Source organism: Prosthecobacter fluviatilis, assembly GCF_055388355.1.
On the sequence record NZ_AP043782.1, the window covers coordinates 3,402,071 to 3,426,715 of the forward strand.

Sequence of the window (24,645 nt, forward strand, 5' to 3'; positions counted from 1 at the left end):
GCAGCGCTGGCCATGCTTCAACTTTTGCAATGCGGAGCCCCTGAATGGCCCGGAAAAATCGAGCCATGAAGCTGCACACTCTGCTCTCCCTGTGTCTCCTCAGCACGCTTCACGCGGCTGATCCAGCCTGGCTAGGCACGGGCGAATTCCAGTGGCAGAGTTCGCCCCCGCTCGTCGGTCCTGCCACAGACGCAACCGACCCCGATGTGGCGCTCAAAGACCCTTCCATGGTGTTCCATGAGGGAAAATGGCACCTGTTTGCCACGCATCGGCGAGCCTCTGGCAAGGTGGACATGCAATATCTCAGTTTCACCGATTGGAAGGACGCTGACAAGGCCGCACGCCACACACTCGACTTTCATGATCAGTACCACTGCGCTCCGCAGGTGTTCTTCTACACCCCGCATCAAAAGTGGTATCTCATCTACCAGCTCGTCGATGAACGCCGTGGACCGAAAATGGCTCCCTACTTTTCCACCACGTCCACCATCGCCGACCCCAAGTCCTGGACCAAACCGCAGCCCATGATCGAAACGCTGCCCGAAGGCGGCGACAAGATCAGGTGGATCGACTTCTGGGTCATCTGCGACACAACCAAAGCCCACCTATTCTATACCAGCGACGACGGCCATTTCTGGCGGCGCGAAACCTCCCGGTCAAACTTCCCTCTCGGCTGGTCCAAACCCGAGCTCCAGCTTGAAGACACGAAGGACGAACTCTTTGAAGCCTCCCACACCTACAAGCTCAAAGGCCGCAACCAATACCTCACCCTCATCGAGGCCATGGCTCCCGGACAACGCTACTACAAAGCCTGGCTTGCAGACAAACTCGAAGGCCCGTGGCAGCCGCTGGCGGCCACCCGTGACCACCCTTTCGCCTCCAGCGCCAACGTCACGCAAAAAGTGCCCTGGACCACCAGCATCAGCCACGGCGAACTCATCCGCAGCAGCAATGACGAAACACTCGAAGTCGATCCCGCGCATCTCCGCTTCGTCTTCCAGGGTGTCGATGCCGAAGGCTACCAGGCAAAGAAATACGGCAGCATTCCGTGGCGGATCGGGATTCTGGATCTCCAGGTGAAACGTTAAAGAAAACCGTCGCTTTTGCAGCGCTCCCTATTCTTTAGCTGATCCTGCCCAAGGAGGACCGTCCATCCGCCCTCGCTGTTTTGGGCCGGCAGCCGATGCCGGGTGATTGAGGGTCGTGTTCAGGGGCACCTTTTAACTTATCGGCTGAGGCACAGGTTCAAACTTGTGGAAAATGCTCTTCACCTGGCTGATGCGCAGCGGCTTTGTGCATCCGAAAAGGCCGCCACCTCACGGCGGCGGCCTTTGACTGCGACGGACTGCCAGGGAGCAGCCTTCTCACACCAGCGATGGACCGGCAGGCAGTCGCTTCATCTCTTAGTGCGGGCCAGGAGCAGTTTCAGGATGGTTCAGGAACGGACTTGCAGCGGCCACTTTCTGGCCGTTGGCCGCCACCGGGGCAGCGCTGGGTTTCTGAGCGATCCTGTGGAAGACGCCCTTCACCTGGCTGAGATGCAGCGGCGCTTTGGCCTTGGCCGGAGTGATGGGCGGCGTGGCTTGGGCGACAGCAGCGGAAGCGAGCACGACAACGAGCATGAGCTTGGTTTTCATGGCTGATAGGATGGTTGGTTGGGTTGGTTGGAATAGGTCCGGGATGCAGCCCTTGGCGTTTGGTTGCCGCGCAGGCGTGTTTCCGGGAGTGCCATCCTTTGTTGCCAGTACCATGCCAGCCACACGGAACACATCTCAACCCACTCGTAATGAATAGGCTAACAAAAAATTAAGCAACCTCTACCCACCGGGAAGAGCTCATTATTTGCAAAATTTCAGATCACCGTGTGTAAACTTTTTTTGCAACGGGCAGCCACTCTCATTTTTTCAGCGTCCGTTTGGGCAGCAGATCATAGCGGTCCAGTTTCTCCCGCACCGTCACTCGCGAGACCCCCAGCCACTCAGCCACCTGGCTCTGATTGCCCGCCGCCATTTTCAGGGCAGCGGCATAGAGCTTCTGCTCCAAGGCCTCTGTGGCGGCGTTCAGCGCACCTCCAGGCATAGCCCCCGCCCGGGCGGCATTCAGGCAGGACTCCACCAGCCCGTCCACAGTGGTCGCAGTCATCTCATTTTGAGGAGTCCCCAGCAGCGTGCGCACCATCTCCGCCGAGATGGAAAATCCCCGGGCTTCGATCAAAAGGGTGCGGGTCACGTTCTCCAGCTCACGCACATTGCCCGGCCAGCGATGCTGCTTCAGCACCTCCAGCGCCTCGCGCTCGATGGCCGGCTCAGCGATGCCGAGCTGACCGGCCACCTTGGCCAGAAAGTGCCGGGCCAGCGGCGTGATGTCCTCGGCGCGCTCCCGCAGCGGCGGCAGCCGCAGCACCGCACCGTTCAGCCGGTACAGCAGGTCCTCACGAAATTCCCCTTTCTTGATCATCGCGCTCAGGTCCCGATGCGTGGCAGTGATGATTCTCATATCCAGCTCCAGCTCCTGGCTTCCCCCCACCCTTCTGACCCGTCTTTCCTGCAGCACCCTCAGCAGCTTGGCCTGCACGGCGGGAGGAATGTCACCGATTTCATCCAGAAACAAAGTGCCGCCCTGAGCCTGCTCAAAGCTCCCGGCACGACGCGCTACCGCATGCGTAAACGCGCCTTTCTCATGCCCGAAAAGCTCGCTCTCGATCAGGTTCTCCGGGATCGCCGCACAGTTCACCGCCACAAAGGGCTGCTCGGCCCGGCGGCTGTGCAGGTGCAGCGCTCGCGCCACCAGCTCCTTGCCAGTGCCGGTCTCCCCCAATATGAGCACAGGCACCGGCGTGGCTGCGTAGCTGCCCAGTTGTTTAAAGACCTCCTGCATCGCCCGGCTTCGACCGATCAGCGCCGCCTTGCCAGCCTCGCCCTCGCGCAGCGGCACCGGTCGCGCGGCCGCAGATGACACATGCAGCGCCCTCTCCACCACGCGCAGCATCTCGGGCGGGTCAAAGGGCTTGAGAAGGTAGTCAAACGCCCCCGCCTTCATCGACTCGATCGCTCGCTCGGTGGTGCTGAAGGCCGTCATCAAAATCACCGGCAGCCGTGGCTTCGCCGCGTGCAGCCGCTGCAGCACTTCCATCCCGCCGATGCCCGGCATGCGGATGTCGCAGATCACCAGATCAAACGCCTCCGTCATCGCCATCTGCACCCCGGTGGTGCCATCACTGGCACGCCGTACCTGGTGGCCGCTTGTCTCCAGCACGGTGAGCAGGGACGACGCGAAATCATCGTCATCATCGATCAGCAGCAGCCGTGCTCCCTGTTCAGGCATGCCTCCATGGTGCTGCCGCTGCTGCCATCATGCAAGCCCCTCAAAGGCGTGGCAGCCTCAGCTCAAAGCGCGTTCCCTCCGCAGAGGTGGAGGCCAGCAGCAGATCGCCGCCATGCCTGCGCGCGATGCTGCGGCTGATCGTCAGCCCCAGCCCGGTGCCACCGCGCTTGAGCGTGGCAAAGGGCTTGAACAGCCTCTCCTGCAGATCCTCCGGCACACCGGGCCCGTTGTCCGTCACCGCCAGCACGATGCGGCGCTCCAGCGCCAGCGCCTCGATCTGCACACAGCCGTCCGTCCGCCCGCTGCAGGCCTCCGCCGCATTGCGCACCAGGTTCAGCAGTGCCTGGCGCAGCAGTTCAGGATCCGCGTGAAAGCTGGCGTCCTCCACCACGCCCAGCTCAAAACGCACTCCCCGCTGCTGCATTTCCGCCTGGTGGTCATGGTGAAACATGTCCACCAGCTCCGCCAGCGCGCAGGGGATGATGCGCGGCTCAGACGGACGCGCGTAAATCAAAAAATCCCCCACGATATGCTCCACCCGGTCCAGCTCCCGGTTCATGCTCGCCACCTGCGCCGCCACCTTCGGCTGCAGCTCTGCATCCACCAGCAGCCCCAGCGCATAGGCCCGGTTTTTCAGCGCTCCCACAGGATTGCGGATCTCATGCGCCAGCCCGGCCGCCAGGCTGCTCAGAGAAGCCATTTCATCACGGGCCGTCTTGGCATGTTCCACCAGCGCCGCCTGCTCCTGCAGCGGGCGAAACCAGCCGCGATAGATCATCCACAGCAGCACTCCGAACAGCGGTGCCATGACCACCGCAGCCGTCACCACCAGCCATTGCAGCTCCCTCATGGAGTCCCGCATTTCGCTCACGCGGTCCAGCAGGTGAAATCCGCAGGCATCCCGCAGCGCCTGGAGGTCCCGCAGCAGTTCCCTGAACGGTTCATCTGCATGCATGACGCCCGCCAGCCGCTCCTTGTCTGGCAGCGCCAGCCATGACTGCACCTGCTCCCCGTAGATGCGCAGGTCCTTCTGCACCTCCTCCAGCGAAGTCGCTGCCTTGCCTGTCAGCGACACCGGCGGCTGGCGGAAAAAAGCCTCGTTGCGCGCAAACAGCACCGTGTACTGGTCCTGCTTCCCCACATTCACCTCACCGTCGCCCAGCCGCAGCGCCGCGCTGTGCAGGTCCAGGATCAGCGCCGCTCCATCGCGGTGGAAACGCAGGCCGATCTCCTGCTCCTCATGCGCCAGCCCCCGCAGTTGCTCCACTTCCCTCAGCCGCGTCACGGTCAGAAGCACAAGACAGGTCAGTCCCGCCAGCAGGCACAGCGCCAGTGCCACGGCGGCTTGTTTCCATGCGGAAATCTTCATGCTTCACCTTACGCACAGGTCCGTGCTGGATTCACTCGGATCCTGCACCTTCTTGAATTCATAAATCCGGTGGCATTTTGGCTCGACACCATCCTTGGTGCTGGCACAACAAGACATGACGCCGCTTCCGCTCGCCGACCGCTATGCACGTTTTCGCGACGCCGTGTTTTCCGGTGTGGCCGAGCACCTGCCAGGTTTTGCCGAACCCATGACGGAGCTGCAGCTGCAGAGCCTCTGGTTCTCCGGCTCTTTTGGCAGCGAATTCACCACCACCGATGGCAGGACCGTGCGCATTGCCGACTTCGGTGAGTGGAATTCCGGGGCCGGCCCTGACTTCAGCGGCTGCGCCATCGTCATCGACGGGCAGACCGTCCGGGGGGACATCGAGCTGGACTCCGATGCCCGTGACTGGGAACGTCACACCCATGGTGCGAACAAACACTTCAACCACGTGGTGCTGCACCTCTTCCTGAATGCGCCGGAAGAGCGCTTTTTCACCCGCACCAGCGAGCACCATGACGTCCCCCAGGTGTTGCTTCAGGCCGCGATGCTGCCAGAAGGCATCACCCCAAGGACGCGCCTCGCCTCTGCAAGGATGGGCCGCTGCGCCCTTCCCCTGCGTGAAATGGAGGCCTCCAGCGTGCAGTCCATCATCGAATCCGCCGCGCAGCACCGCCTGGATCTCAAATCCAGGCGCCTGCACCGCAGCGTTGCCGCCCATGGACGTGAGCAGGCGGTTTACCAGGCGCTCGCTCAGACACTGGGCTACCGCCGGAATCAGCAGCCTTTTGCCATCCTGGCCCAACGGCTGCCACTGAAAAAAATCACCCGCCTCGACGCCGCCAAGCGCGAAGCCTGGCTCTTTGGTGTCTCAGGTTTTCTCGAAGGCGTTCGCAGCGAGGACACCGAACCTGCCACCCGCTCCTACCTCCGCCAGCTGTGGAGCGAATGGTGGAAGCTGCGCAGCGGCATGGGCCGCTGGCTGGACGGCCACCAGCTCCTGCGCTGGCAGCTCAGCGCCATCCGTCCTGGCAATCATCCTCAGCGCCGCCTCGGCGCGCTCGCTGCGCTGCTCCGCTCATGGTCCGCCATCATCACCCCGCTCGCAGACGCCACGCGCTGGAGCCAGGCTGCATGGCGCGAGTCCCTCCTTTCCCTTTCACATGAGTTCTGGGACACTCATTACACCCTGCTCGCAGAGGCTTCGGAGAAACCTCTCGCCTTGATCGGCGAAACACGTGTCCAGGAGATGCTCGCCAACGTCGCCTATCCCCTTCTCGTGCCGGAGCGCACTCGCCTCTGGGCCGAATACCTCGAACTCCCTGCGCTGCTGGACAATCAGAAAGTCCGCCGCGCCGTGCTCCGCCTCTTTGGCGACGCCCCGCGCGGACGTGACTTCACCAAAAAGCTCCACCATCAGCAGGGCCTCCTGCAGATCTACGAGGACTTCTGCCTCGAAGACGACTCTGCCTGTGCTGACTGCCCCTTCCCGGAAAGATTGAAGGAGTGGAGCTGAAGCTGACGTTTGCGCTCCCACCATGCGTCCGCTCTTCCTTCTCGCTCTCTCGTCCTCGTTCGCTCTTGCCGCAGACTTGCCTGATCCCGCCGTCATCACGGCGGCCATGAAGAAAGCCGTCACCTACGCCCACACTCACCTCGCTCGTGAAGGCGGCTACGCCTCCTCTTATGACAAGGAAGGAAAGATCGGCGAAGTGGAGCACGCGAAATCGCCCACCGTAACCTCCATCCAGCCGCACGGCACCACCACCATGGGGCTCGTCATGCTGAAGGCCTACCAGGCCACCGGAGACGCAGTCTTCCTCACCGCCGCCAAAGACGCGGCCAAGTCCCTGCTCAAATGCCAGCTCGCCACCGGCGGCTGGGACAGCGACTTCGATTTCGATCCCGAAAAGATCAAAAAATACCACCTCCGCAGCGACCTCGACGCAGGCGACAAAGAGCCCGGCAAACGCAGGAACTCCTCCACGCTCGACGACAACAAGACTGAGTCAGCCCTTCTCTTTCTCCTCGAAATGGTCCACGAGCCAGCCTGCAAAGACGACGTCGAGCTAAAGCGCTGCACCAAGTTTGCCTTCGACTCCCTCCTCGCCGCCCAGGCCCCCATCGGTGCCTGGCCCCAGCAGTTCACCGGTCCCGCCGACCCCACCGCGCCCGTGCTGAAGGCCAGCTACCCCGAGACCTGGAGCCGCACCTTCCCCGCAGTCAAATATACCGGCTTTTACACGCTCAACGACGACAACCTCCAACAGATCGCCAAAGTCCTCTTCCGAGCCTATGAGCTCGAAAAAGACGAGCGCTACCTCACGGCCCTCAAAAAGCTCGGCGACTTCTTCATCCTGGCCCAAATGCCCGAGCCCCAGCCAGTCTGGGCGCAGCAGTATGACCGCGACATGCACCCCGTGTGGGCTCGCAAGTTCGAGCCCCCTTCAGTCACCGGCTACGAAAGCCTCGGTGCCATGGAGGTCCTGCATCAGCTCTGGGTGCTCACGGGAGATGACAAATACCTCAAGCCCATCCAGCCCGCCCTCGCCTGGTTCGAGCGCTCCAAATTGCCCGACGGCACCCATGCCCGATTCTACGAGCTGCAGACCAACAAACCCCTCTTCTTCGTCAAGGACACCTACGTGCTGACCTACGACAGCAGCAACATCCCCACTCACTACTCCTTCACTGACATGGTGCAGGACAACATCGACGACTTTAAAAAGAAGCTCGCCAAAAGCCGCGAAGAACTGCAGAAAAACTTCGCAGGCCCACAGACGCCCAAGGAGTGGCTGAGCCGCGCCAAAGCTGCAGCCTCCAAGGCCCGCAAAGCCGCCGAATCCCTCGACAGCGAAGGCCGCTGGCTCAAAAACGATGAAATCGACTCCGGCGAATTCGTCAAAAACATGAACGCCATGACAAACTACATCGAGGCACGGAAAAAGAGCGGTGAGTAGATATTCCGTGGAGCATCCTATCGACTCCCCACCCGGATTCATGCCGGACAAGGCGTTGCGTCTTTTCATTGTCACTGAAATCCTCACCCCCTTCATCGAACAGAAGGCGGCAGAAGGCATCCGGTTGTCCGTGAACGTGGTTTATTCGAATGGCGGTCAGATGATCTCCGGCCCTGACCTTGAGCAGAAGGGGAAGGCAACCGCGGTGCAAGCGACCGTGATTTGCAAGCCCGCTCTCATTCAGCACCTCCTGACTACGGAGATCGTTCTGCAACCCATGCACGAATCCAGCCTGGACTGCCCGTCTTACTCGATTCGATGCGTCGTGCGCAAAGACGACAAAGGTTACTACCTGACGGAGAGCCAGGTCAGCACCTTGTCACCGTAAGATCCTGCCACCGTCTGCCGGGTCGTGTTTCAACGCCGGGCCACCACCAGCGAGCTCATCATCACGCCAATGAGCACACCAGCTCCTGCGATCAGCCAGAAGTTCGTCGGCGTGTCGGCCACGTCCGCCCTCACATACATGCTGAAGAGTCCTGTCAGGGCCGTGAGCGGCAGAAACAGCGCCGCCATCACATTCAGGCGGTGCGAGGTGTTTGCCATGATCTGCGCGCTTTGCGCCTGCGCCTCGGCCTGCTTGGCCACCGTGAAGTTCAGGCCAAACTGCGCATCCTGCAGCAGCAGCTCGGCGGTGCGCTCCACACCTGCGGCCTGATCCCGCAGATTGATCACATCGCGGTCCGCTTTCACAAACTCTCGCGCCTGCTGCAGCGCGCGGTGCATGCCGCGCGAGCTGCGCAGCACCGGGGCGATGGCCTCCAGCACCTCGTGATACTCGGCGGCGGTTTGCGCCGCGTGCTCCGCCTTGTCCAGTTCCTCCAGACGGGCGGCGTAGGCCGCCAGCTGGTTCTGCAGCGCCAGGCTTCCGCCGTTGTCCGGAGCCGACTTCCACACCCCGTCCGGCTGCCTCCAGAACAAAGCCGGACGCCGTTCCACATCATGCGGCCCCGGCAGCTGATGCAGGATGATGAGCAGGTGCCCTTCCTCAAAGATCGCGCGCTGCGTTCCCGCCTCACGCCCCACCCGGTTGCGAATCGCCTCCGGAATCGTTGTCCACAGTTTCGGAATAATCTGAATGTCTGGTTTCATGCATGGGATTTTAAATCCCGCGGCTATGAGAGCAGACCCCGCCCGTGGAGGCGATGACAAATAATCGCCAAGTTTTCAGGCTCCCTAAGAAGTCCCCTTCTTGCCCGAGCGCCAATCACGGCCTAGCTTCCTCACCCACACATCATGTCCCACGCCGTCCTCAGCCTCCTCAAAGAAAGCCGTCACCCCATGCGCATCGACCTCATCGGCGTTGCGGGCTCAGGCATGAGCGGGCTGGCCCTGCTGCTGCTGGGCCTCGGTCACAAGGTCAGTGGCTCGGACAAGGCCACCACCCTGGAAACGGAGCGCCTGCAAAAACTCGGCCTTCAGTTCTTCCACGGCCACACGGAAAAGGAAGTCGAGGACTGTGACATGGTCATCTACTCCAGCGCCATCAAGCCCGGCAACGTGGCCTATGAAGCCGCCTACAAGCAGGGCATCCCGCTTGTCCGCCGCGCGGAGGCTTTGGCCGCCGTGATGGCGAACAAGAAAGGCGTCGTCGTCTGCGGCACCCATGGCAAGACCACCACCTCCGCCCTCACCGCGCACGTGCTGCGCCAGGGCGGTCTCAGGCCCAGCCACTACGTCGGCGCGGAAATCCCCATCCTCGGTTCCAACGCGCACTGGGACACCGAAGGCGAGCTTTTTGTGGCTGAGGGCGATGAAAGCGACGGCACGCTGGTCAATTTCCATCCGGAGCACGCCATCGTGCTGAACATCGAACCCGAGCATCTCGATTTCTATGACGGCATCGAGGCCATCAAGACCGTGTTCCGCCAGGTCCTCAGCCAGACACGCACCCACTGGGTGTACTGCGCCGAAGATCCCGTAGCCAGCGAAGTCTGTGCCGGGCCCCAAGGCGTGAGCTACGGCTGGAGCCGCTCTCACGATTTCTCGGCCAACATCCTCTCGATGAAGCCGGATCATTCCGAGTTTGAGGTGTACCAAAAAGACCAGCTTCTCGGCACGGCCACGCTCGGCATTCCCGGCAAGCACAACGTCAGCAACGCGCTCGCGGCCATCGCCCTCGCCACCCGTTGCGGCGTCACGTTTGAGGCCATCCAGCACGCGCTGCGCACCTTCCGGGGTGCCAAGCGCCGCTTCGAAATCCGCCACAGTGGAGAGCGCTTCACCGTCGTGGATGACTACGGCCATCACCCCAGCGAGATCGCCGCCACTCTGGCCACCGCGAAAGGCCTGAACGCCAAGCGCATCGTCTGCCTCTTCCAGCCCCATCGCTACAGTCGCACGCAGCTCCTGAAAAAGGAGTTCGGCGCCAGCTTTAACGATGTGGACGAACTCTTCGTCACCGACGTCTATCCAGCCAGTGAAAAGCCCCTTCCCGGTGTCAGCGGCGAGACCATCCTCGAAGAGGTAAAGCTCCAAAACGACCACACCAAGACCGGCAGCACGCCCACGATGCCCATCGCACGCGACAAAGTGGGCAACGCCCTCCGCCCCGGCGATCTGCTCATCACCCTCGGCGCTGGCAACGTCCACGAAGTCGGCCGCTGCATCGCCCGCGATCTGCCCGTGCTCGAAAAACTCTGCGCCATCCTCGATGCCAACGGCGGCGGTGTCGCACGCCTCTACGAGCCGATGAACCGCCACACCACCTGGCTCATCGGCGGCCCCGCGCAGTATTGGATCGAACCCCGCAATGAAGCCGCCTTCGCGGAAGTCGTGCGCTACCTGCGCTCGGCCTCGATCCCCATCCGTGTCATCGGCCGCGGCTCCAATCTCCTTGTCAAAGACGGCGGCATCCGCGGCGCAGTGATTCACACGAAAGGCGACTTTGAAAACGTGACCGTGAACGGAGATCTGATCACCGCCGGAGCTGGCGCACGGCTCAAGAAAATCGCCAGCGCCGCCCGCAATGCCGGTATCGGCGGCTTTGAGTGGATGGAAGGCATCCCTGGCAATCTCGGCGGGGCCATTCGCATGAACGCCGGTGCGATGGGCTCCGAGACCTTCGACCAGATCGTCAGCGTCCGCTTCATCGACACGGACGGCAGCATCAAAGAAAAGCCGCTCGCCGAGATCACTCACCACTACCGAAGCGTTCCCGAATTCGAAGAGCGCTACGTCGTCTCCGCCGTGTTCAAAGGCACCCCTGCCCCGCAGGCGGAGATCGACACCAAGCTCGCCGCCTCCCATCAAAAACGCCGCACCTCCCAGCCTGTCGGCGCCAGCGCCGGCTGCACTTTCAAAAACCCCGAAATCTGCGGCGCAGGCAAACTGATCGACGACCTCGCCCTCAAAGGCCGCAGTGTCGGCAAGGCCACCGTCAGCGACGTCCACGCCAACTTCATCGTCAATCAAGGCGGCGCCACCGCCCGCGAAGTCCTCGACCTCGTCTCCCAGATCAAGGAAACCGCCCTCCAGGAGCGCGGCGTGACTCTGGAGATGGAAGTCAAGGTCATTGGCGAAGACCAGCCGCTTCCGCTGTGATCCTCTCTAGCTGAGTATCTGCCCGGAAATCTCATCCGTGGCGAGAAACTGCTGCACGTGCATCGTCGGATCGCAGGTGGCAAAGCGTGCAGGCGCTATCATGGTCGAATTGATGACTCTGGATGCCTGAGCGTCAGGAGATAGAATTGTTGCCCCATGCAGCACGCCATGAGTAGCCCCGAATGTGCCTTGTGCCGCCATGCTGTTGTTGATGACAACAATTCGGGGCCTGTCCTCCCGCCAGTCCGATATGGAGACGAGATACTGACGTAGCAGTTCAGCACCAGGGCTGTACATCGGGTTGTGCAGCCGCAAAAACTCAGAGGGGCTGATCCCGAGATCATGGGCACAGCGGGTGAAATCCGCGATGTGAAACTCACTGCGCACTTGCGTGGGCTCGTAGCCAAGCATCAAAAACGATCTCTCCGGCGCGCCATCCAGATGGAGCCGCGTAGTGTTTTGCTGATCAAACCGTCCCAACGAAAGATACTCAAGTCCCTCACCCCACTTCGCTGTATGCATTTGGGAAAGGAGCTCTTTCAAGGCCGTCATGTGACGCCTCAGTTCACGTGAACTCGTCTCGGCTGGTAGCACCATAACAGCAAAACCTAGCTGAGTAAAATCTGTGCGAAATACGCGCGTAAAGACCGCTTCGGCGTCCTGAGTGACGTCTTTTGTTTCCATCAACAGGCTGGCGGTTGGAGGCATGCAGGGACGAGAGGCGTGAACCGGTATTGCGCAAGCCACGGATGGATTTTTGCGCACCTTTCATTCGTGCTCCGCTGCCGCTGTGACAAGCCCCTGACAACTCAGACACTTTTTTCAGTGTCCAAGACCGCAGAATCGGTGTTCAGTTTCAGCGTTTTCCGTCCTTGGGCGGTCTTTTGGCATGCAGAAACTCGCTCTCATTCTCTTTCTCCTCGGCCTTTTCGTGACCGGATTGCTCGGCACTGAGACCCGTTTGCTGTTCTTCTGGCCAGGGTGTCTGCTTCTTGGCCTCGCAGGTTTGACGGCCGTGCTCCGCTGGAAGCTGCGAGTCAGTTTTCAGCCAAGCGACTGGTGCCTGCTCACCATGCTCCTGCTCGCGGGATACGTGGGCTGGCGTGCCTGGACCTCTCCGGTGGAGATCTACGCACGGGAGGACGCCGCCGTGCTGATGGCTGGCTTTGTGGCCTATTTGCTCACAGTGACGGCCGTCAGCGACTCAAAATGGCGTCTTGCCATTGTCTCCGTCCTGCTGGTGCTCGTGGCAGGAAATTTGACCGCCGGCTGGCTGCACTTCAAAGGACGCTGGGACTTCCATCTGGTGCCGGGCTTCTTCCGCTCCTTCCCTCCCGGGCGCATCGGCGGCTTCTTCAACAATCCCAACCACCTCGCGGCCTTCCTTTCCTTTGCAGCCTTCCTTTCGGCAGGCGTCATGCTCTTTGCCCGCATCCACATCGCCTCGCGGCTGCTGCTGGGGTTTGGCATTTTGTCGATGCTGGCCGGAGTCGCTCTCACCATGAGCCGCGCCGCCATGCTGGGCCTCGGTGTCGGCGGCGGGGTGTTTGTATTGCTCGCTCTTTGGGTTGTGTGGTGCACCAGACGTTCCCTGTTCAAGTGGCTGCTCATCGCCTTGCTGCTGGTGGGGGGCGCTGCAGGCGGCGCACTTTTCAAAGTGAACGCAGACTCCATGCTCACACGCCAGCTGACCAGCCCGCTGGGCGAAGACATGCGCGTTCACATCTGGCGTGCCGCACTCGCACAGAATGCAGAATCACCCTGGATCGGCATGGGGTCGCGCATGTTTTACGAGGGGTGCATCACCCACCGGGACCCGGAGTCCTCGGCTCATATGGGAGATGCGCTCTTCGCCCACAACGAATACCTCCAGACGCTCGCGGATTACGGCTGGGCAGGTCTGGCGCTTGTGCTCCTCGTGGTGCTGGCGCACCTGCTCAACGGCCTGCGTTTCCTGCGCTGGTTCACGGTCGAAAAATTTCCCGCCACCGGCATGCTCGGGAGCAATGCGCTGGCGCTCACCCTCGGCGGCATCGCCGCGCTGGTGGCTACGCTGGTCCAGGCCGTGTTTGAGTTTCAAGGCCACATCCCCATCACCGCGCTGGTCGGCGCCATCCTCCTCGGCATGCTCGCCAATCCGGGCATTGAGAGCGAGGTCTTCCGGCCGCGCCGCATCTGGGGCCTGCGCTTCCTCATGAAAATCGCCATGCTGGCTGCCTCCGCCGCGCTTGTCGGTGCCGCCGCGATCTTTGGCACCGCTGATGGCTATGCAGCCTTGGCTCGGTACCAAAACAGCCGGGGTGAAACCAGCAAAGCCTTGGCTCATTTCTCCCGCGCCGTTCTCATGGACCCCCGCAATGCCGTGCTGGCCTATCAGCAGGGGTTGGCTTTGATGGACTCCGTCAAACCAGGCATGACCAAGGATGCCTACCTTCGCACCGTGGAGGCTTCCCTCAAAGCTCTCACGCGCGCGACGACGCTGAACCCTTTCAACTACCTCTACCAGCTCGCGCTCGCAGACGCCCTCGACGCCGCCGGAAAAAATGACGCCGCATTCCAGGCCATCCAGCGTGCGCTGGCCCTCGCCCCCCTCTACGAGGAGCCCCGCCTGGCCCTCGGCATCCACTATCACCGCCTAAAACGCTATCAGGAGGCCGAATTTGCCTACCTCTGGGCCGGAAAAGCCGGCGCGCTCAACCCTGAGGGCACCACCAACTGGCTGGACAGCTACCGCGAGCTCCTGCGCCAGACGGCTCTGGATGCCGAAAAGGCACGCAACTCCCTCATCCAGCAGCAAGGGCGCTGAGTTTGAGATGCGCATTTGCCCTCGCGCCGAATTCCGCTACTGTCTCCCCCCTCATGGCACTCGCAAAAATCACCCAAGTCGCCGGTCGTGGCGTTTACGTCCCCGGTTCTGACATCGACACCGACCGCATCATCCCCGCACGCTTCATGAAATGCGTGACGTTTGACGGCCTCGGCGAATTCGCTTTCTACGACGTCCGTTACGACAAGGACGGCAAGCCCACCGGCCACCCGCTTGACGATCCCCGCTTCAAGGGCGCCAACATTCTCCTCTCCGGCACCAACTTCGGCTGCGGCAGCTCCCGCGAGCACGCCCCCCAGGCCCTCTACCGTTTCGGCATCCGCGCCGTCATCGCCGAAAGCTTCGCCGAGATCTTCTTCGGCAACTGCACCACCCTCGGCATCCCCTGCGTGTGCGCCAGTGCCTCAGACATCCGCGTTCTGGCCAACGAGATCGAGCGCAACCCGCAGCTCGAGGTCACCATCGACGTCGCCGCCGGCAAGGTCTTCTTTGAAGACCAGGAGTTCTCCATCACCCTGCCAGCCACCGCCCACGAGGCGCTGACCACCGGCAAGTGGGACCCCATCGCCGAACTTCTTGAAAACAAAGACGCCGTGCACGCCCGCATCACCGCGTTGGGCTTTGCCTGAGCTGGCCTCCACACCGCCTGACGCATGGCCGCCACAGAAACAGCCGCGACGGATCATTCGTCGCTGATCGTCCGTATTCCCTCGGCTATGCGTCAGTCCGCCTCGCCGGACACGATCCACGTGATCGGGCACCGCAATCCCGACACGGACGCCATCTGTTCCGCCATCGGCTATGCCGCCTTTCTGCGCGATGTCCGCGGCATGAAGGCTGAGGCCGCCTGCTGTGGAGAGCTCAGCGTGCGCACCAACTGGGTGCTCCAGACCGCCGGTGTCCCCGGCCCCAGGCTCCTCCTGGATGTGCGCCCCACAGCCGCCACCATCTGCCGGCGCGATGTCTTCACCGCCAGCCCACACCAGACTTTCCTCTCGGTGTACCGGATGATGATGGATCACAACTTCCGCAGCATCCCCATCGTCGATGACGAAGGCCGCCTGCTCGGCATGCCGGCCATTCAGGAGCTCGGACAGCTCTTTCTGCCTGCTCAGACCACTGACAAGACGGATGCCGCCAACCGTGAAGTCCGTACCAGCCTGCTCAACATTGTCAATGCTCTCGACGGCATCCTCGGCGGCGCTGCAGCAGATCTGGAGACCATTCAGGACTTCGTGCTCGTCGTCGCCGCTTCCAGCCTCGAGACCACTCGCAAACGCGCTCAGCAGTTCCCCTCAAACCGGCTGGTGATGGTCACCGGCGACCGCCCGGAAATCCACGAGCTCGCCGTCGAGATGAATGCGCGCTGCCTCATCATTACCGGCAAGTTCAAGGCCACCTCCAGCATTCTTACACGTGCTGCGCAGCAGGGCGTCGCCATCATTTACTCCCCTTACGACACCGCCAGCACCTCCCAGCTCCTGCGTTTCTCACGCCCCATCGGCGAGGCGCTGACGCACGAGTTTCTCTCCTTCGGCTCCCGCACCCCCCTGCGTGAGATCGTCCCCGCGGCGCAACATTCCGGCCAGCCTCTTTTTCCCGTGGTCGATGAGGAAACCCACAAGCTCCTCGGCGTCTTTTCCAAGTCAGACCTCATCGACCTCCCGCGCATGAAGCTCGTGCTGGTGGACCACAATGAATTTGCCCAGGCCGTCGCCGGTGCGGATGAGGCCGAGATCATCGAGGTGATCGACCATCATCGTCTCAGCGGCAATCTGCGCACCAAGGAGCCCATCCGCTTCATCAATGAGCCTGTGGGCAGCAGCTGCACCATCGTGGGCATCATGTACCGCATGCGCGCGGCCGCGCCGGACAAGGCCACCGCCATCTGCCTCTGCGCAGGCATCATTTCCGACACGCTCCACCTCACCAGTCCCACCACCACCAACACGGACAAGGAGATCCTCGAATGGCTCAGCGCCATCGCCGGCATCGACAGCGCCCAGTTCGTCAAAGACTTCTTCGCCGCAGGCTCCATGCTCCGGGAAAACACCCCTGACCGTGCCTTGGAAAGCGACCGCAAGGTCTTCGAGGAAAACGGCTGGCACATCAGCATCTCCCAGATCGAAGAACTCGGCCTCGACGAATTCTGGAAGCGCGAGTCCGACCTCCAGGGCGCGCTGCAGGCCCTGCTCTCCAAGCACAATCTCCACTTCGCCTGCCTCATGGTCACCGACATCACCCGCCACCACAGCGTCCTGCTCGTGGCCGGAGACCAGCGCGTCATCGACGCCATCGACTACCCGCAGGCCAAGGAGCATGTCTATGACATGGCCGGCGTCGTCAGCCGCAAAAAACAGCTCTTCCCCTACATGAGCCACGTGGTGACCAAGCTGGCGGCTCCGTGAGGTGAGCGGGCGAGGGCGAAATATCGCCCCTCACCCAGCCTCTCCCCGAAGATAAACTTCGAGCGGCGTAGCTTGGGACGGGGAGAGGAGAAACCAGCTACGAACCCAATTCGCTTTCAAAGCGATCCAACGCGAATCCCCTCTCCCCGCCCGAGGCTCCGCTGATCCACCGCAACCTTCGGGGAGAGGCAGGGTGAGGGGCGACCCAAAGCCACCTTGACACTCTCTCCTCCTTTGGGTGTAGTCCCCATATGCTGACTCGACTGGAAGAAATCCGCCACGAGATCACCGGCGAACGTCTCACCCTCATTGAATTCGCCCGCAAGCTCCGCCAAGACGCCACCGACCCTGAAGCCCTCTTGTGGGCCTGCCTGCGGAACCGCCGCATGAACAAACGCAAGTTCCGCCGCCAGCATCCGCTGGCTCCTTATGTCCTTGATTTCTACTGTGCGGATTTAAAGCTCGCAGTCGAGCTGGATGGCGGACAGCACAACTCCACCGAAGGAAAGCAGCATGACAAAGTCAGAGATTCGTTCTTACGATCCCTGGGCATCGAGACCCTGCGATTCACGAATGACGATATGATGCGGCATACCGACAGTGTGTTGAACACGGTCTGGAACCGTACCGCCGTCACTCCGCAAAACTCCCCGTCTTCAAAAACCGGTGCACCGCCCGGAAAACCGCCGGCTGCAGGATGATGGTGGCATGATTCGTCGGCAGCAGCACATGCTCTGCCTCTCCTTCCCCATGCGAGCTGGCTATCGTCACCACACCGTCCGACTCATCTCCAAGGAATCGGCGGAAAATGGGCAGCGTATCCTTGTTGCCCATGATGACGCCCGTCTCCGGCGGCAGCGGCCCCAGCATGTTCGGCGTGCTGTTGGCATCCGTCCCCAGCTCTGCTGACACCGGGCCCAGCAGCCAGCGCACCCAACCCCACTGGCGCAGTTCATCAATGATCTGGCTGCCCTGATTGGGAGGAGCCAGCAGTACCGCACGCCCCAGCGGAAACGCCGGATCACGCTGCGCCGCCCAGGCACGAAACACGATGCCGCCGAGGGAATGGGTGACGAAATGCACCTGCGTCCCTTCTTCGATCTCCAGCTTTTCCAACGCCGGATTGATGTGATTCTGCACCGCATCCGCAATCGAACTGCGGTGGGACGGGTAACCGATGCTTTTCACCCGATATCCGCAGAATTTCAGCCACAGCCCCACCAGCCACATGCTGCGCCGCGTACGACCCAGCCCATGAATGAGGACGACGGTGGGAGTGGGAGAAGCAGGGGGCGTTGCCATTTGAAGGCATGATCCTGAACTGAGCGCACCGAGAAATCAACAACACAGCCTTCATGGCTGATAGCCCGGCTGCGATGCGGTGCGGCCGGGCTGCTTTGCCAAAACGCTTAATGATTAAACAAGAACGCCGGTGAGTTGATCAACGCCCAGGCAAGATCCTGCGCAGCCGTCAGTCGCTTGTTGCCAAGCTGGCTCTGGCTCAGCCCGGCATCACGGCGCAGCTGCACCAGCTTGGGATCAAGCATGATCGGCTTCTGAGCATCCGCGCGCTTCGTTTCCAGCGCCACGAGCTGCGGGTCCACGGGCAGTGGTTTGCGGGCGTTGGCCAGCACCTTGTTCTGAGCTTGGAAGTCCTTGAACTGATCCAGGAAGTGCTGGGCCAGCAGCGCCTTTTGCTCCGGCTTGCGCGCAGCGGCGGGAGTCTTCAGCGCGGCTGCCACGGCGGCAGGCGCACCGAAGCGCACGGTCGGGCTGGTGGTGACCCACAGACGGAAGCGGCCAGGGTTGTACTTCCCGTTTTGGAAGTTGGAGGTGATCTGCACGCTGAACTGCGAGCCGCCCTCGTGCGCGATGGGTTTGGCAAACTCAAACGTGGCCTCATGGCGGAAGCCACCCTGCGGACTCACGGCCCAGCCACGGTCACGATTTCCCTTCTTGAGCGCCTCAGTGACGACAAAGTTTGTCTGCTCAAAGTCAGCCTTCGGATTCTTCAGCAGCTGCTCCTCGCCGCCGCGCTTGCTGCGCTTGGCATCGATGGGATCGGTGCGCACGGTGATCTCGCCAATGACAAAGTTGCCATCGGGGGCGAGGCCGGGGCCGTTGTTCGGCAGGCGGTCGTCAGGCAGCATCTCCAGCTTGATGGCGGTGATGTTGGTCAGCGTGGTCTTGCCGATGAGCAGGTAGTTGCCGGTGCTCTCACGACCCGCGGGCATCGCCGTGGCAAAGAGGCTGCCATCGGGCTGCACTTCCAGCTTTTCCACGCCCCCCGCGCGCTGCACCTTGATGCTGTCAAAGGGCTGCCACTCAGTGGTGAGGTCCAGGTAGTTTTCCCACGCAGGCTGGTTGGCCGGGGCGGTGTCCTTGATGGTTTTCGCCTTGGCTTCGGCAGTGGTGATGGCGGCTTTGCGAGCGGCTTCTTTCTTCGCCACTTCCGGCGCGATTTTGGCCTTGTAGCCTTCCAGCTCCTTCTTGGCAGCCTCAATGGCGGCCAGGCGCTCCTGCTCGGCTTTCTCGATGATCGGCTTCTGCTCGGCCTCCTTGGCCTGCAGGGTGGCAGCGAGCTCCTTGTTCTCAGGATCGATCTCCTGCATGGAGGCCAGAGCGGCGTTGATTTCTTTCTCGCTCGCATGGCGGTTGATCACGCGCATGAAGATGGCATCCACCAGCTGGCGGTCGTCCTTGATCTCATTCGTCAGCTTGGCGATGGCGTTGTTCGGATCGCTGATGGCGTCTCCCACCGTCGGGCCGCTCATGAGGGCCATCACGGGGCCGAGGTTCACCTCGTTGCTGCGTTCGCACTCGCACACGGACTCACGGGCAGGTTTGCCGAAGTTGGCGAGGAAGCCGTCCTGCAGCTTGATCTGGCCGTCTGCCAGAGCGGCGGCGCGGGTGCCTTTGGGGACGCCGGGGATGTTGGGCATGCTGCCGGTCACGGCAAAGACGGAATCAAACAGCACTTCGGCGGGCAGGCGGCGGGCCTTGGCGTGGCTGTAGTTGGTCTTGTCGTCCTCGTTCCATTTGTTGGTGGCCAGGCTCAGATTGTAGGTGCGGCTGTTGGCGATGATCTTCATCAGGTGGCGCACATTGAAACCGCTCTGGATGAACTCATTCGTCAGATACTGCAGCAGCTCGGGATTGCTCGGTGGATTGCCGGCGCGGATGTCGTCCAGCGGCTCGATGACGCCGGTGCCGGTGAGGTAGCCCCAGATGCGGTTGGCGTAGCTCATGGCAAAGTAATCGTTCTGCGGGCTGGTCATCCAGGTGGCAAACTGTTCGCGGCGGGTGCTGGCGGTCTTGCTCACGAGCTCGTTCTCATACGGCACGCGCGGAGCCACGGGCTTGTTGGTGCGCAGGTGCAGCACGTCGCCGTCCTTCTTGTCGCTCACGATTTCATACAACGGCTTGGCGCCTTCCACAGCGGTGCCGCCGATGGTCTGGCCTTTGGCGGCAGGGTCGCCCTTGAGGTCGATCTGCGCAAAGTAGGACGCGGTTTCATAATACTGGTCCATGGTCCAGCGCTCGAAGGGATGGTCGTGGCACTTGTTGCAGTTGAAACGTGTGGCCAGGAAGAGGTGCGTGGTGTTCTCGCTGATCTCCTCCGCCGTGCGCACGGTCTTGAAGTAGGCGGCGGCGGGATTGTCCTTGTTGGAGCCCGTGGCGGTGATGATGCGGTAGGCAAAGCGGTCATACGGCGTGTTGTCCGCCACCTGCTGCTTGATCCACGTCCGCAGCCCCATGGCTCCTTCATTACCGAGGAACTTGGAATTCACCTGCAGCATGTCAGCCCATTTGTTGGCCCAGTGCTCCACGAAGTCGGGATTGCCGATGAGCTTGTCGATGATCTCGCTGCGCTTGGTGCGCGTGTCGCGCTTGTCGGCCAGGAAGGCGGCCACTTCCTCCGGCTTCGGCGGCAGGCCGGTCAGGTCCAGGTGGATGCGGCGCAGGAAGTCCTCGTCGCTGCACACACCGCTGGGCTCGATCTTCATGCGCTGCCATTTCTGCGCCACCAGCTCGTCGATCTTGTTCCACTTCTCCGGCTCCTTCCAGGCAAAGCCGGTGCGGTCGCCCATCACCGTGATGGTGGTGGCCGCATACGCGCCTTCAAAGCGGGCCAGAATGGGAGCCTCGCCACGGCGCAGGCTGGTCATGAGTCCCTTTTTATCAGCTTCGATCACATCACCATTGCCGCTTTCCAGGAAGGCCTCGGCAGTCACGTCTTTGACATAGCCATCCGCATAGTGTGCGATGACGCGCAGCTGCTGGCGCCCGCCGATGCGCTCGATGACCGGGTTCTTTGGAGACAGCTCGATGCTGGTGACGCGCGGTGTTTTGAGATCCAGCTTTGCACCCTGGCCGATCCAGGCCTTCAGAGACTCATAGTAGAGCTCTCCGGGCACCGTGAGCTGACCGCCCTCATGCGGCACGGCACCACTGGCCTTGAGCAGCATGAGCGAGTGCTCCGGCGAGGCCACGTTGGCGCGGCGGCTGGAGATGTCGTCGGTGAAGGCGAGCACGTCATACACGGGATCATAGCCACGCAGCGAGAGCTTGAAGCCCGCCTTGCCTTCCTTGGCACCATGGCAGGTGCCCTGGTTGCAGCCCAGCTTGGACATGATGGGCATCACATCGCGCACGTAGTCGGGCTTCAGTGCCACATTCATACCTGCAACATTCACGGGAATGTTCGCGGTCTTGCCCTGGAAGGAGATCTTCACGTTGGTCGCGCCATCCTTGTCCGGGCGCACCATGCCGCGGGTGTTCACATCCACCACATCGGTGTTTTCTGCGGTGATCTTGGCCATGCGGGTGACGTCCGCGCGGGTGCCGTCGCTCATGCGGGCGGTGATGAGGAGCTGGGCATATTCCGTTGGCTTGCCGATCTTGATCGTGGTGGGCTCCACATCAATGGAGGCCACCGTCGGGCCCGTGTGCAGGGTTTCCACCTTGGTGTCTTTTTCCAGCACCGCACGCACGCTGTCGTCCACGATCACATCCGTGGCGGCGAGCACCTGTTCCTTCACCAGCGGCACGGAGACAAACTCCTTGGCGATGGCTCCGGTCGCAGCATCGATCACGCGGATCTGGCCGTCCTGACCTGCCACCGCAACCGTCTTGCCATCCGGGCTGAAGGTCACGCTGAAGATGCCGCAGGGCACGGGCGTGCTGCTGAGCTGCTTCACATCTTTGACGATCCACGCGTCCAGTTCAGGTCCCTTGCCGTTCACGGTTTCCACGATCTTCTTCACCGCCTCGGGCATGGTGCTGTCGTAGTCGCTGGAGTAGATGTTCACCGCGCCCGCACCTTCGTTCGAGGAACCCACCGCGATGCGCTTGCCATCCGGCGCGAAGTCCACGCCAAAGATGCGCCCCTGCATGGCTGGGAATTTACGGATCAGGTTGGCGTTGTCGCCAATCACACGCTTGGTAAGCCGCTCCATGCGGTAGATCGCCGGCACACCGTCGGTACCGCCAATCAGCACCTCATTGCGCTGCGGATGCCGCGCCAGCACCTGCACACCGCCCTTCAGTGCGCCGGGGGTGATGGAGGTGATGTTATCAACGAAACGCTGCGTGGCCACTTCCGTGAGCTTCACGCTCATGTCACGGCCGCATGATACGACATGCTTGCCATTCACACCCCACACGGTGTCCAGCACCCAGTCGCTGTGGCCGCCCATGAAGAGGGTTTCCTTGCCAGTAGCCACCTCGATGGCTCGCACCGCATTGTCACCGCAGCCAAAGGAGAGGAATTTGCCATCCGGCGACCAGCTCGCGCCATACAGTGTGTCAAACGTGAGCGACTTGGAGAGTTCAAGCTTCTTCGCCGCCACGTCCCAGATCTGGATTTCACCCATGCGTGCCGGGCTGCCACCGGTAACGGCGATTTTTTTGCCATCCGGAGACCACGCCAGTTTCTGAATGCGCTCCGCCAGACCCACCAGACGTGCGACGATCCCGCTGCCATCCGCCTTGTGCACCAGCACTTCATGATAACCCGCCACGGCGATCATGCTGCCGTCAGGCGAATACTCGATGGAGGTGATGGCAGGCGCCTTCACATAGACTGGAGGGTGGGCCATGTCGTATTCCGCCTTGGCAGAGGCAGGCGTGTCATCCTTGGCACCTTCCGCGATCCAGCGCTCGATCAGCGCGATCTGCGTTTCATGCAGCGGATCGGCCTTCTGCGGCATCTCCACCTTGCCCTTTTCATCCGGCTTGATCAGCTTCAGCAGGTTGGACTCGGCAGGTTTCCCCGGGATGATCGCATGCCCTTCCTCGCCCCCTTTGAGCAGCGCGACGAACTCCGTCATGATATAGTCGCCTTTCTTCTTGGCGGGCTGGTGGCAGCCGTTGCACTGGGCCTGGAAGATGGGGCGGATGTGCTTGTAAAAGGAGACCGGCTTGTTCGGGTCGATGCCCTCCTCCTTCTTCGGCGGTGCAGCATGCACGGCGGCGGAAAGGAAGAGCGCAGGGATGAGGAGACGTGTCTTCATGGGTTGGCTGGGGCGTTTTTGACAAAATTGGGGCAGTCCGGGACAACGCTGGTGCTATTCCACCTCTTGCGCCCCCCGTCCTGCAGGGCGGGATCGTCCATGCCTAGAGCGGAGTAGGACGGGCAGTTGCCACGCGGTGAAGCCTCCGCATGGTGGGCGGCTCACCATGTCAGACCTCCTCTCCACCAGCCTCTACCGTGAAGTGCGCGATCCCGCGTTCTTCCGCGTGCTGGCTGGGAAAAATGCGCCCACCTATGTGGACGTGCTGGACGCCTTGGATCGCGAGTGCGGAGAACAGCCAGACGGGCTGGACCGCAGCGATGCCATCGAAATCATCGCCGAGGTGTTGGCCCGGCACCCGGAATTCCAGCCAGAGGAGGACGAACCTGCGGCAGAGGGCGAGCAGGCCCCCGTCTCGCTGCCTCCGCGTGAAGCCGCCCGCCGTGTGCTGGACCACCTGGCCCGCTGCCGCTGGCTGGAGGAGCCGCCGCGCAAGGACTGGAAGCGGCGGCTCTACTTTGACGCGCACGGCTCCACGCTGATCGCCGCCTTGCGGCAGATTGCCCACCCCGAGGCCGCCGTCTTTACGGACAAGCTCACCGCCGTCTGTGCCGCGCTGGCCAATGAGCCCGAGCTGATCGAGCGCCCGCTGCAAACTGTGGACGTCTGCCTTTCCAACACCCGGCAGGGCTTGGGCGAACTGCGCACCATGCAGAAGTCTGTGCAGCGACTTACCCGGCGTCAGCTTGAAGAGGACACTCTCAAAGGCAATCTGGCCCTCGTGTTTGAGGATTACGCGGAGCAGATCGCCCACGGCGCCTACGCCGAGCTGATCCGCGCGCGACTCCCTGCTCGCCTGCCCGAAGCCGTACGTCGCATCAGCGACCGACTGCAGGATGACTCCAGCGTGATCGCCGAGATGCAGACCGAGCTGCTGCGCCGAGAGCCCACTCTGAGCGCCGAGACCGCCCGTGCGCGTGTGCGCCAGCGGTTGGATGACCTGGCCCATCTGCTGGAGCTGGTGCAGCCCATGGCGGATGAAATCGACCGCCGCACCGCTGACTTCACACGCCGTTCACTTTCGCGTTTCCGCTATCTGCAAGACGTCACCGGCGAACGCCGCGGAGAGATACGCAACTTTTTCCAGACCGTGAACGGCATGCTCTCCGGCAAGCGCCTTTCCAGCGCCTGGGAAGTGCCAGCGCTTCCAGCCCTGCGTCTGCCAGAGACACGCATGCCCGCCGGGCTGGATTCCCTCTACGCACCGCCCACACGCCGCACCACCGCCGAGCAGGCCGCTCTGGACGACGAAGTGTCCGACGCCGAGCGCGACGAGGGTCTGCGCGGCATGGCACGCGCGCTGCGCGATTCACTTTCCGTGCGCCGTGCCAACGAGTTTGTAAAACGCATCCCCGGAGAGAAGGGAGCGCGCATTTCCAGCGCCGACCTGCCCGTGGCCTCGGAGGCGGATCTCACCGAACTCATCGCCTTGCTGCTGCATGCGGAGTCCAACGAGGCCTCCTACAAGATCGAAAGCACCCGTGCCAAAACCCGCGAACACGCCGGCGACATCTCACTGGACGCGCTGCCTGGGGCGCGGGTGGAGCACTTTGACCTGATCAAGAAATAATCCCGACGA

Annotated in this window: 17 protein-coding genes; 10 read left to right on the forward strand and 7 right to left on the reverse strand. The window is 62.1% G+C overall.

The window, feature by feature from the left end; translation table 11 throughout:
- The first annotated feature begins 65 nt into the window (after positions 1–65).
- On the forward strand, positions 66–1,088 hold the full coding sequence (locus ACZ5WW_RS13075; RefSeq protein WP_377168252.1) for a glycoside hydrolase family 62 protein: 1,023 nt from the start codon (positions 66–68) through the stop codon (positions 1,086–1,088).
- A 315-nt stretch (positions 1,089–1,403) separates the two neighbouring features.
- Here the strand turns inward: ACZ5WW_RS13075 and ACZ5WW_RS13080 are convergent, their stop codons facing one another.
- The 3 genes from ACZ5WW_RS13080 to ACZ5WW_RS13090 form a co-directional block, all read right to left on the reverse strand.
- A complete protein-coding gene (locus ACZ5WW_RS13080; protein ID WP_377168254.1) occupies positions 1,404–1,637 on the reverse strand; it encodes a hypothetical protein in 234 nt (77 codons plus the stop codon).
- 259 nt (positions 1,638–1,896) lie between these two features.
- Positions 1,897–3,324, reverse strand: coding sequence for a sigma-54-dependent transcriptional regulator (locus ACZ5WW_RS13085; protein WP_377168256.1), 1,428 nt, complete (start codon positions 3,322–3,324; stop codon positions 1,897–1,899).
- A 40-nt stretch (positions 3,325–3,364) separates the two neighbouring features.
- Complete coding sequence (locus tag ACZ5WW_RS13090; RefSeq protein WP_377168258.1) at positions 3,365–4,693, reverse strand: sensor histidine kinase; 1,329 nt, start codon at positions 4,691–4,693, stop codon at positions 3,365–3,367.
- 115 nt (positions 4,694–4,808) lie between these two features.
- Here ACZ5WW_RS13090 and ACZ5WW_RS13095 point away from each other — a divergent pair, with 115 nt between their 5' ends.
- The 3 genes from ACZ5WW_RS13095 to ACZ5WW_RS13105 are packed head-to-tail and all read left to right on the forward strand — an operon-like array spanning position 4,809 to position 8,041.
- Positions 4,809–6,209 (forward strand): DUF2851 family protein, encoded by a 1,401-nt coding sequence (locus ACZ5WW_RS13095; protein ID WP_377168260.1) that lies wholly within the window; start codon positions 4,809–4,811, stop codon positions 6,207–6,209.
- Positions 6,210–6,231: 22 nt separating this feature from the next.
- Complete coding sequence (locus ACZ5WW_RS13100) at positions 6,232–7,653, forward strand: pectate lyase (RefSeq protein WP_377168262.1); 1,422 nt, start codon at positions 6,232–6,234, stop codon at positions 7,651–7,653.
- 7 nt (positions 7,654–7,660) lie between these two features.
- On the forward strand, positions 7,661–8,041 hold the full coding sequence (locus tag ACZ5WW_RS13105) for a hypothetical protein (RefSeq protein ID WP_377168264.1): 381 nt from the start codon (positions 7,661–7,663) through the stop codon (positions 8,039–8,041).
- A 29-nt stretch (positions 8,042–8,070) separates the two neighbouring features.
- Here ACZ5WW_RS13105 and ACZ5WW_RS13110 read toward each other — a convergent pair whose 3' ends face one another.
- Positions 8,071–8,805, reverse strand: coding sequence for a CorA family divalent cation transporter (locus tag ACZ5WW_RS13110; RefSeq protein ID WP_377168266.1), 735 nt, complete (start codon positions 8,803–8,805; stop codon positions 8,071–8,073).
- A gap of 144 nt (positions 8,806–8,949) precedes the next feature.
- On the opposite strand from ACZ5WW_RS13110, the gene murC reads away from it, so the two are divergent.
- Positions 8,950–11,256, forward strand: a complete 2,307-nt coding sequence (gene murC / locus ACZ5WW_RS13115) for a UDP-N-acetylmuramate--L-alanine ligase (protein WP_377168268.1) — start codon at positions 8,950–8,952, stop codon at positions 11,254–11,256.
- A 6-nt stretch (positions 11,257–11,262) separates the two neighbouring features.
- On the opposite strand, the gene ACZ5WW_RS13120 is transcribed toward murC, so the two are convergent.
- Positions 11,263–11,964: a hypothetical protein gene (locus tag ACZ5WW_RS13120; protein WP_377168270.1), complete on the reverse strand. Its 702-nt coding sequence runs from the start codon at positions 11,962–11,964 to the stop codon at positions 11,263–11,265.
- A 181-nt stretch (positions 11,965–12,145) separates the two neighbouring features.
- On the opposite strand from ACZ5WW_RS13120, the gene ACZ5WW_RS13125 reads away from it, so the two are divergent.
- The 4 genes from ACZ5WW_RS13125 (at position 12,146) to ACZ5WW_RS13140 (ending at position 17,192) form a co-directional block, all read left to right on the forward strand.
- Positions 12,146–14,062, forward strand: coding sequence for an O-antigen ligase family protein (locus ACZ5WW_RS13125; protein WP_377168272.1), 1,917 nt, complete (start codon positions 12,146–12,148; stop codon positions 14,060–14,062).
- Positions 14,063–14,115: 53 nt separating this feature from the next.
- Entirely contained in the window at positions 14,116–14,712 is a 597-nt protein-coding gene (gene leuD, locus ACZ5WW_RS13130) for a 3-isopropylmalate dehydratase small subunit (protein ID WP_377168274.1), read from the forward strand.
- Between the two features lie 24 nt (positions 14,713–14,736).
- A complete protein-coding gene (locus tag ACZ5WW_RS13135) occupies positions 14,737–16,491 on the forward strand; it encodes a putative manganese-dependent inorganic diphosphatase (RefSeq protein ID WP_377168276.1) in 1,755 nt (584 codons plus the stop codon).
- Positions 16,492–16,742: 251 nt separating this feature from the next.
- On the forward strand, positions 16,743–17,192 hold the full coding sequence (locus ACZ5WW_RS13140) for an endonuclease domain-containing protein (protein ID WP_377168278.1): 450 nt from the start codon (positions 16,743–16,745) through the stop codon (positions 17,190–17,192).
- On the opposite strand, the gene ACZ5WW_RS13145 is transcribed toward ACZ5WW_RS13140, so the two are convergent.
- Together ACZ5WW_RS13145 and ACZ5WW_RS13150 are read right to left on the reverse strand one after the other, a co-directional pair.
- Positions 17,125–17,793 carry an esterase/lipase family protein gene (locus tag ACZ5WW_RS13145; RefSeq protein WP_377168280.1) on the reverse strand — a complete coding sequence of 223 codons (669 nt, stop codon included), beginning with the start codon at positions 17,791–17,793 and terminating at the stop codon, positions 17,125–17,127. The genes ACZ5WW_RS13140 and ACZ5WW_RS13145 overlap by 68 nt on opposite strands.
- 107 nt (positions 17,794–17,900) lie before the next feature.
- Complete coding sequence (locus ACZ5WW_RS13150; protein ID WP_377168282.1) at positions 17,901–23,006, reverse strand: DUF1549 domain-containing protein; 5,106 nt, start codon at positions 23,004–23,006, stop codon at positions 17,901–17,903.
- A gap of 166 nt (positions 23,007–23,172) precedes the next feature.
- Between ACZ5WW_RS13150 and ACZ5WW_RS13155 the strand changes: the two genes are divergently transcribed.
- Positions 23,173–24,636 carry a Wadjet anti-phage system protein JetA family protein gene (locus ACZ5WW_RS13155; RefSeq protein ID WP_377168284.1) on the forward strand — a complete coding sequence of 488 codons (1,464 nt, stop codon included), beginning with the start codon at positions 23,173–23,175 and terminating at the stop codon, positions 24,634–24,636.
- Positions 24,637–24,645 lie beyond the last annotated feature (9 nt).